This window comes from Polaribacter sp. (assembly GCF_039939415.1).
Taxonomy (GTDB): Bacteria; Bacteroidota; Bacteroidia; order Flavobacteriales; family Flavobacteriaceae; genus Polaribacter.
The window spans coordinates 243,053-253,260 of the sequence record NZ_JBDVJE010000048.1 but is presented as its reverse complement, the minus strand read 5'-3'; the positions used below and the strand labels follow the sequence as shown (position 1 = coordinate 253,260).

6 protein-coding genes are annotated in these 10,208 nt (G+C 30.9%); all 6 read right to left on the bottom strand.

The window, feature by feature from the left end:
• Positions 1–1,912 (bottom strand): glycoside hydrolase family 3 N-terminal domain-containing protein (locus ABJG40_RS08315; RefSeq protein WP_348024119.1); only part of this gene is annotated, 1,912 nt, incomplete at its 3' end.
• 36 nt (positions 1,913–1,948) lie between these two features.
• A complete protein-coding gene (gene murQ, locus ABJG40_RS08310) occupies positions 1,949–2,773 on the bottom strand; it encodes an N-acetylmuramic acid 6-phosphate etherase (RefSeq protein WP_348024118.1) in 825 nt (274 codons plus the stop codon).
• Complete coding sequence (locus tag ABJG40_RS08305; RefSeq protein ID WP_348024117.1) at positions 2,766–4,220, bottom strand: sodium:solute symporter; 1,455 nt, start codon at positions 4,218–4,220, stop codon at positions 2,766–2,768. The genes murQ and ABJG40_RS08305 overlap by 8 nt, the downstream gene beginning before the upstream one ends.
• A gap of 130 nt (positions 4,221–4,350) precedes the next feature.
• Entirely contained in the window at positions 4,351–5,535 is a 1,185-nt protein-coding gene (locus ABJG40_RS08300) for a DUF1343 domain-containing protein (protein WP_348024116.1), read from the bottom strand.
• Positions 5,536–5,643: 108 nt separating this feature from the next.
• On the bottom strand, positions 5,644–6,990 hold the full coding sequence (locus tag ABJG40_RS08295; protein ID WP_348024115.1) for a RagB/SusD family nutrient uptake outer membrane protein: 1,347 nt from the start codon (positions 6,988–6,990) through the stop codon (positions 5,644–5,646).
• A gap of 25 nt (positions 6,991–7,015) precedes the next feature.
• Positions 7,016–9,952, bottom strand: coding sequence for a SusC/RagA family TonB-linked outer membrane protein (locus tag ABJG40_RS08290; protein ID WP_348024114.1), 2,937 nt, complete (start codon positions 9,950–9,952; stop codon positions 7,016–7,018).
• Positions 9,953–10,208 lie beyond the last annotated feature (256 nt).

Genomic DNA, 10,208 nt, shown 5'->3' with positions numbered 1-10,208 from the left:
CATAAAGATCTGTTATTTTTACTTTTTGTTTTTTATCATAGGTTTGAAAACCAAAATTTTTATGATATACTACTTTTCCATATCTCGCAACCAATACTTGTCCGCCAGGAGCAATTGTAGAGTCTACAACCATTTGTGTAATAGAATCTATTTTAGCAAGCACTTTGCTATCCATATCAACATCTTCAGGAATTGAATATGAAAGTCTTAATAAATTAGGTGTTGTGATCCCTGTACCTTCTTTAAATGTTTCATTTATTGAAACTGGCAATTTCCCCTTAATCTCTAATGCTCCAAAAATCATTTGAGCTGAAATGTCTTGTGATACCTCACTATTTTGATAAGATACCATTACAGCATCTATATTAGAAAAATCAGAAATCTTTAAAAGAGAATACGGACTTGCAAATACATCTAGTATTACTTTATTATTTTTGGAAATTTCTTGCAACCATGTAAGTTCTTTGTCAGACATTTTATAACTTTTCCAAGGAGTAGCGTTCGATTTATGAAAACCAACAATTACAGTATTATATGATTCTAATTTTTTAAGTAAACTGGTAAGATTTTCATCGGAAACAATAGTAACTTCTGTATATTTTTTTAATGTATTTGTAAAGTTAAAATTATCTGAATCACCTAGTTTTACATAAGCAATTTTAGCCTCAGAGAGATCTTGTAGAGGAAGAATTGCATCTGTATTCTTTACAAGCGTTACCGCTTCTTTCATTAAAGACCTATACAATAATTTATCTTTTGGAGTTATAATATCTTCTTTGATATTTACTTCTTCAATTGGTGTAAAATGATTTAATCCTGCCCAATATTTTGCATTTAATATTTTACGTACTGATGCATCTAAACGTGCCTTTGTAATTACGTTGGTTTTTAATGCTTGTTTTATTTTTTTAACAGCTGCTTTTACATCTTCTGGAATAAGAAGCATATCATTACCCGCCACAAATGCAGCCAAATCAATATCTCCCGGTTGCGCATAATTTGCTGCTCCTTTCATATTTAAAGCATCCGTAAAAATTAAACCTTTAAAATTCATCTTCTCTTTTAAAAGTTTGGTAACCACATTATACGAAACGGATGTTGGTACTCCTTTTTCAGGCTCTAAAACGGGTACATTTAAATGTGCAATCATAACACTTGCCAAGTCTGTTTTAAACAGCTTTTTATAAGGGTACAATTCAATAGAATCTAAACGATCTAGACTAAAATTTAAATAAGGTAGGGTTTTGTGAGAATCTGTAGCGGTATCTCCATGTCCTGGAAAATGTTTAGCATTTGCAAGTACTCCCGTACTTTGCATGCCTTTAGTAAATGCAATTGCTTTTTCGGTAACATTGTATTTATTTTCACCAAAAGAACGGTTTCCTATAATAGGATTTTCCGGATTTGTATTAATATCAACAACAGGAGCAAAATTAATATGAATCCCAACTCGTTTACAATGCACACCTAACTGTCTTCCAAACTCTTCAATCAAAGTATTATTTTGAACAGCCCCTAAGGTCATGTTCCAAGGATATCGAAATGTGTTTTTTAATCGCATGTCTAATCCCCATTCTCCATCAAATCCTATAAGTAATGGAATATTAGATTTCGATTGATATAAATTAGTAAGGTTCACCTGTTTTTCTGGAGTTCCTTGCATAAAAATAAGTCCTCCAATATGATACTTTTTTATCATTTTTTTGATAAAATTAGTATGCTTTTTATCTTTGTTAGAATAGGCTTGAATCATAAAAAGCTGACCTATTTTCTGATCTAAAGTTAGATTCTTAAAAACATTATCTACCCACCTTTTTTGACTTTCTATATTTAGAGTTTGCAGTGGCTTATTATGTTGTGCATTAATTGTAATACAAACTAAAAGGACGCCAGCTATAATTATATTTTTCATTTAAAATTTTTACTTTTATACAATATCTATGAAATATTATTCAACAACTTTTGATTTATAAAAATCTAGCGTTTCTTTAACACTTTTATGTTCTATTAATAATTTTTCAGCAAGTTTTTCATCAATATTTAATTCATCAACTATCATCTTAACACCTCTTTTTACAAGTTTTTTATTTGATAATTGCATATTAACCATCTTATTCCCTTTTACTCTACCTAGCTTAATCATCACTGCAGTAGAAATCATATTTAAAGCTAATTTTTGTGCAGTACCTGCTTTCATTCTTGTACTTCCTGTTACAAATTCTGGCCCTACAACTAATTCTATGGAAAAATCTGCTTCAAATGCAAGTGGTGAATTTTGATTACAAGTAATACAACCTGTAATTATGTTTTGCTTTTTTGCTTTTTGTAAACCACCTATTACGTATGGTGTAGTACCAGAAGCTGCAATCCCTATTAAAACATCTTTATCAGAAATAGAATATTCTTGTAAATTTTTCCAAGCTAATTCTGTATTATCTTCAGCATTTTCAACAGCTTTTCTTAGAGCAGAATCTCCTCCTGCAATTATTCCAATTATCCAATCATCAGAAACACCATATGTTGGTGGGCATTCAGAAGCGTCAAGAACTCCTAACCTACCACTTGTACCTGCTCCAATATAAAATAGTCGTCCTCCATTGCTCATTTTTTCATAAATTACATCAACAAGTTTATTTATTGAAGGAATTGCCTTTTCAACAGCTAATGGAACCGTTTTGTCTTCTATATTCATATTATTGAGCAATTCTATAGTACTCATCTGCTCTAAGTTATTATAATCTGATGATTGCTCTGTAGTTAATTTGTTAATCATTTTTTTTTCGTACAAGAATTAAACATAAAATTGTAAGACAAGCATTTAATAAAATATTCATAAAACCTAAATCAAATGAAAACTTATCTTTAACTATGTAATTTATATAATAGGTTAGTAATGGCATTAAAACACAGATATAAGGTACAACTGCATCTTTTATTTTTATTTTAGTGAAAATTCCCAATAAATAGAGTCCTAATAAAGGTCCATAAGTATATCCTGCAACTTTAAAAATTGTTGTAATTACATCTCCTTTACTTCCTGAAAACAACATTATAATAATAAAAATAATTACAGAAAAACCTAGTAAAACATAATTTTTGAGGCGCTTTTTTTCTTTTGATTTTTTATGTTTTACATCTAAGAAATCAAATGTAAATGATGTAGTTAAAGCTGTTAAGGATGAATCTACACTTGAAAATGAAGCTGCAGTAATTCCTAAAATAAAACTAATAGCAGCAATGTTTCCAAAACTTCCAAGAGAAAGCATTGGAAATAAGTTATCTGTATTGATAAATTTTCCGTTTTCTATTTCTAATTGAATTCCAAATTTTTCAGCATACAAATAAAGCATCACTCCCAATCCTAAAAAAAGAAATTGAGCTAACGCTAAAAACAAACTAAATGTTAAAATATTACGTTGGGCCTCTTTTTTATTTTTGCAGGTTAGTGTTTTTTGCATCATATTTTGATCTAATCCCACCATTGCAACAGAAATTAAAATTCCAGAGATAAACTGTTTAAAAAAGTTGCTTCCAGAATTAAAATCCCAATTAAAAACCTTAAAGTATTTATGATGCGTGATAGATGATATTGTTTCTGAAAAACTTAAGTTTAAAGATTCTTTAATAATAAATATAGATACAATTGCAGCCATTAATAAAAAGAATGTTTGAAGTGTATCCGTCCAAACAATTGTTTTAATTCCAGATTTATTTGTGTACATCCATATTAAAATCAATATAATAATTACTGTTAAGTAAAAAGGAATATTAAATGCATCAAAAACTGCATACTGTAAAATTTTTGCTGCTAATAATAATCTTAAAGCGGCACCAAATGATTGAGATATTAGAAAAAATAATGACCCTATTTTATAGGTTTTAGGACCAAACCTAGTTTCTAAATAACTGTATATGGAAACTAATTTTAAATTATAATAAATAGGAATTAACACATAGGTTATAAAAACATAGCCTACTACGTTACCAAAAACAAATTGTAAATAATAAAAATAATTATTACTCACCATCCCTGGTATAGACACAAATGTTACACCAGACATTACAGCTCCAATCATCCCAAAAGCAACTACTTGCCAGGGAGATTTTTTATCGCCAGTATAAAAAGAATCATCACTTGTATTTTTTGAGGTAAAGTGTGATATTAACATTAATACCCCAAAATAAAATACTATGATTAATAAAATTATTGTTGAATTCATTTTACACTATTTTTTTTACATAATAAATAATCTCGGGGCTAATCCAGAAGGAATTTTAGAGAGTTCATTTTTTGACGCCTGCGTCTGGGGGCATAAATCCTTTGGTGTCCCCTGAGATTAAAATCTATTTTTAATAAATCTTGATATCATCAAGATTTAATTTGTAATCTTTTAAATCTTCAAAAACATCTAATTCCTCCATAGAATTATTATCAACAACCCAGTGCCTCATTTTTTCGGATCCATTAATAACATCTATAGGTTTTTGATCATAAATATATTCGTAAGGTGGTTCTTTCCACCCAAAATCATCACCTAAATAATGATACAACTCCCGCATTAATAATTGTCCTGCACGCCAAGGTTTATAAATCGATTTATCTGTTACATGAATTTGAATCCCTCCACAGACTTTATTTCCTTGTTTCTGAAATGTTGGTAAAAATGTAATTGGTCGATATTTAAACCCTTCTAATTTAGATTGTTTTTTAGCAACCGAAAGCACATCTTCATAAAACGAAAAAGGTTCTATTTTTGGATGCCCTATTATTTCTAGAGATTGTGTTGTTCCTCTACCTTCACTTAAAGTTGTTCCTTCAAATAAAACTGTTGCAGGAAAAGTATAGGAACTCTCTATCCTTGATAAGTTTGGAGACGGTAATAACCACGGTAATTTGGTGTCTTCAAAAAACATACCTCGCTGCCAATGCTGCATTTTTATAACCGTTAAATTTGCTTTTTCTTTAACCCAAAACTTTTGATGCATTAAAGCAACTTCTCCAATGGTCATTCCATGACGAATTGGTATTGGATGTCTACCTACAAAAGACTCGAATCCTGACTCTAGAATATTTCCTTCAATATCTACTCCATTTATAGGATTAGGACGATCAAGAACAACTATTTCAATATTTTTATTACTACATTTTTCTAATAAATGAGTTAATGTATAAATATACGTGTACACTCTACACCCTACATCCTGTAAGTCAACAAATAAGTGATCAATATTTTCTAGCATTGGATCTGTAGGAATACGTGTTTCTGAATACAATGAATACACAGGTATTTTAAAAAACGGATGAATAACATGATCGGTTTCCACCATATTATCTTGCACATCTGTAGAGAAACCATGCTGTGGCCCAAATAATTTAACAAATCTTTCTCCGAATGCTGTTTTAAAACCTAAAGCTGCATGAGTATATTTTGAATCTATAGAGGCATTATGACAAAGTAAAGCAACATTTCCTTTAAATGTTTTTTGAAGTTTTTTATCGTTTAATAGCACATCTAAACCTGTTAGTACTCTCATAATATTTATTTAAATTATAATATATTTCTATTATTTTCAGTACTTTTAAGGGTAACATTTTTGTTACCCTTAAAATAAAACTGACCAAATAAATTAAATTTCACTGATTTATATAGTTGGATCTACAGGAGTGTTAGGATTATTCTCTCTTTCTATACTCGGATAAGGATAGTAATTTCTATTTCTCTCATTTGTAGTATTCGCTTCAGATGGAACAACGTAATTGGGATGAAACCTTTTACTATCTCCAAATCTCAGTCCCGTAAGAAATAATTCTATACTTCTATTTTTATATATTTCTTCTAATACAGCATCTGCATCAGATTCATCACCAGACCATGCAGAAAGATTTGCATTAACACCTAAAGGATCGTTCGTTTTTTGTCTCACTAAATTCAACTGAGCTACAGCATTATCTAATTGATTTAGTTTAGCATATGCTTCTGCTTTATTAAGTATCATTTCTCCAGGAAGATAAATTGGAATAGATGCAGTGCTAGATTTAAAAAAACCAAGTAATTCACTAAGTGCCTGACCACCTGCATCTGCATTTGCAAAACCAGAATCTGCTCCTAAATAAAAATCTATCCTACCATCTCCTACTTCTGGAATATAATCTCCTGTTAACCCAAAATTTGATTGTGGATTTAAATCTGCAGAATTAACCGTTCTATTCCATATAGGATTTTCGTTATTAGCATCGTAAACCCACATTGAATTTGTTGAATCACTAGAATCTAACACAGCATCTGCAGACACAATAGACTCTTCATAATTACCAGCCATTAAGTTATATCTAGACAAAAAAGCATTGATCGTTTTTTCTAAACTCATATCAGACCATAATACTGTCGTTTCAAAATCATCCGACATTGGCTCTGAAGCCAACTCATCTCTAGCCTCTTCTAACAACAAAATACATTCTGTCAATACAGTAGTTTTATCGCTAAATATCGCTTCTCCGTCTAGAGAGTTGTCTATTGGCACTTGTTCAAACATTTCTATTAATGAACCAAGACACATGGATTTTATTAAATTACCATAAGCTAAAAGACCGCTCTTAGTACCACCTGCTAATGTTACCGTATTTGCACCGTTTATTAAAGATTCTGCCATTCCTTTAGCCTTTATAATATTTGACCAAGGATTTGTAATTCCACCACTTTCAGAAGGAAGCTCTGCACCACCTTTTGCCAACTCATTTATATTTAAAAAAGTATTTGTTACACCTAACTCTCTTGTGGTAATTCCTGGCGCTTCTATTATTTGTCTTAATGCTGTTACAGAATAATATTGTCTAATTCCTGTTGCCAATGCAAAAAGACCTTCTTTTGTTTCTAAAACAACATCCTCTGTTGGGTTATTTGGGTTTTCAAACTCAGTATCGCATGCCGTAAACAAACCAGTGCTAAGTAGAACAACTCCAATTATTATATATATTTTTATTTTTTTCATCTTTTATTATTTTTTATTTACATGCTTAAAAAGTAGCAACAACACCAAATTTTATAACTCTAGGAATTGGAACCAATCCCATAATACCACCTCTAGAACCATTACTTTGTCCATCCATATTAACTTCTGGATCGTGACCAGAGAAATTATCAATAGAAAACAAATTACGTCCAGTTAATGTAAATTTCATACTACTAACTCCTTTTAATGGCTTATTTAATAAATAAGATGTTGATAATTCTCGAAGTTTAATATATGATCCATCTTCAATATAAGATTCTGCAATACCAAAATTAGCTGCACCTGTACCTCTTGTACTTTCTCCTCTTAATTCTTTAGCCGTTTGCTCTCCACCACCAAAACGATAAAGCATACGAGTATCCCAACTTAATAAATCTACACCCTGTACTGCATCAAATTGCATTCTAAAAGAAAAGTTTTTATACTTAAATTCATTTGTAAGTGATGCTATAAAATCTGGATTAGGATCTCCAATAACCTTACTTAAATTTGATCCACTAGGTTGACCTGATGCATCCCTTTCTGCTATTGGGTTACCATCTGTATCATACGACCCTTTTTCTCTTTGTGGTAAACCTCCTGCAGTTAACAATAAACTTCCGTCGTCATTTCTAGCATAATACCCTTGATAAAAAACACCTAATGCTTCTCCATTTTTAGCAACTGAAAAACCAAAATTTCCAATACCAAATTGATCTCCTTCAATATCATTTACCTCATTTTTGTTTGTTGAAAAAGTACCAGTTACCATCCAACTAAAATCGTTATTTTGTATTGGTGTCGCTGTAATTAGTGCCTCAAAACCTTTATTTGTCATGGTTCCAACATTTTCTACCCTAGAACCAAAACCTGTTGAAGGAGACAACGTTCTTGCTAATAATAAATCTTCTATATCTTGTTTATAATAAGTAAGCTCAATCCCTACTCTATTATCAAATAAACCCATATCAATACCAAACTCTAATTCTGTTTGTCTTTCTGGACTAAGATCCGCATTTCCTAACTCTGTTGGAGCAATTAAACCAGAGGTTCCATCAATACTAATTGCTGAATAGTTTGATAATCTATCAAAGGGTCCAATAGCCGTAAGGTTTCCTGCTTGCCCCCAAGCTGTTCTAACTTTAAAACTATTAAGTGTACTTCCAAAAGTACCTTCCCAGAAGTCTTCTTCAGAAACCAAATAAGACATACTTGCTTTTGGATACCATTGATTTCTTTCATCTTCGCCAAATACTGAAGAACCATCTAATCTAATAGCCCCAGTAAGAAATAACTTATCTTTAAAACCAAATGTTTGCTGTAAAAAACCTCCCCAAAACGTACGCTCACTTCTACTTTCATTCGTTGATATAGAAGCCGCCCCATTGGTTGTTTTAACACCTAAAGCTAATCCTGTTCCTGAAATTGAACTCAAATCTGTCTTATCAGCTTGCCATGAAAATCCTGATGTAGTAGTAGATGATAAAATATTATTAATATCAAAATTATAAGACCCATTTAAATCACTATTGAATTGAGTTGTAGTAATAGATGTTGTACTAGCACTTCCTAAGTTAATAGTAGTAGTTCCTATTGGAATATAAGTATTACCTGTAGTTTCGGAACTATCATAACCTAAAATATAATTCACTTTAAGACCATCTACTGGCTTTAGCGTAATTTGCAAATCACTAATATTTCTATTACTCTTTTGAGTAAAATCAAAAGTATTTATATATTCTAAAATATTTGGATAAAAAGTCATTGTAGGGTAATTTCCATCTGCATCCAGAGTAGGATCTATTGTATTGTTTGAAAATAAAATTGTTGGCAACACCCCAGCTACATAACCTCCATTTGGCTGATCTTGACTTTTACTTGTAGAAAAATAAGTTCCAAATGAGGCAGAAATCCAATCGTTTATAATTTGATTAACTCTAATTCTTCCAGAATGTCTTTGATAATTTGTCCCTTTAAGGATTCCATCATTTTTTAAATAAGAAAATGACCCAAAATAATTAGTATTTCCCTTACCACCAGACATAGACACATAATTATCTGTACCTGTAGAGTTATCGAAAATCATATCTTGATAATCATATCTTGTAACAGCAACTTTATCTAACACAGAAATATCAGATGATGCCCACTCGAAAGGCTCATCATTATAATCACGTTTTTTTCTTAAAGAATTAAAGTTCATACTTGAAGAAAGTGTAATCACAGGTTTACCAGACTGTCCTCTTTTAGTAAAAATTTGAACAACACCATTACTCGCTCTAGAACCATATATAGCAGCAGCAGCAGCCCCTTTAATAACTTCAATTCTATCAATATCTTGCGGACTAATATCTGACATTCTATTTTGAACAACACTGGCTGAACCCAAAACATCTGTAGAATTATTATTAACAATAACCCCATCTATAATATATAAAGGATCTGAACTACCATTAACCGTACTAGAACTCCTTAACCTAACACTTATTCCTCCAGCAGGATCACCTGAATTTTGAGAAACCTGAATACCAGCTAATTTACCAGACAAAGCTCCCGTTATATCTACAGATCCAGCTTCTGCAACCTTTCCTCCTTTTATACTAGAAATTGTATTACCTAGCTGTTTTTTAGAGGTCAGGGCACCTGCACCAGTAATAACAATCTCATCTAACCCTAAAATATCTTCTGTCATAGTAACATTATTAACTACGACTTTTTTTGCTCCCAAAGCAACCCTTACTTCTTTAGTTGCTAAACCAATTGACCTAAAAATAAATACATAATCCCCTTCAATAACAGTTGCATTAAAATCATAATTACCATCAAAATCTGTTGTTGTTCCAAAACTTGTATTTTTAATCTGAATAGTAGCTCCAACAACAGGTCCAAGCGCATCAGTCACAGCACCTTGTAACTTATAAGTAGTTTGACCATAAGAAGCAAAGCCAAATACAATAAACATCAAAAAGATATTTAAAAATTTAAATCTCTTAACATAAGAGACGTTGTTATTTGTTTTTTTCATCTAGTTTGAATTTAAATTAATTAAGGTAAAGATAAACAAAAAATAAAAACATGCAAAAAAAATGCAAAAAATTGCATTATTTAATCAAGTAATAGGGTTGAAACGCAATAAAAAAACCAAAAAACACTTACAAAAGAAGTATATAAAAAATAAAATCACTATTTATTGCAGTTTTATTAAAAAAACATGCAAA

What these genes read in the sequence shown, in the direction of transcription:
- murQ (WP_348024118.1), bottom strand. Translation starts at nt 2,773, where the DNA reads ATGATTAACAAATTAACTACAGAGCAATCATCAGATTATAATAACTTA.
- ABJG40_RS08305 (WP_348024117.1), bottom strand. Translation starts at nt 4,220, where the DNA reads ATGAATTCAACAATAATTTTATTAATCATAGTATTTTATTTTGGGGTA.
- ABJG40_RS08300 (WP_348024116.1), bottom strand. Translation starts at nt 5,535, where the DNA reads ATGAGAGTACTAACAGGTTTAGATGTGCTATTAAACGATAAAAAACTT.
- ABJG40_RS08295 (WP_348024115.1), bottom strand. Translation starts at nt 6,990, where the DNA reads ATGAAAAAAATAAAAATATATATAATAATTGGAGTTGTTCTACTTAGC.
- ABJG40_RS08290 (WP_348024114.1), bottom strand. Translation starts at nt 9,952, where the DNA reads ATGTTTATTGTATTTGGCTTTGCTTCTTATGGTCAAACTACTTATAAG.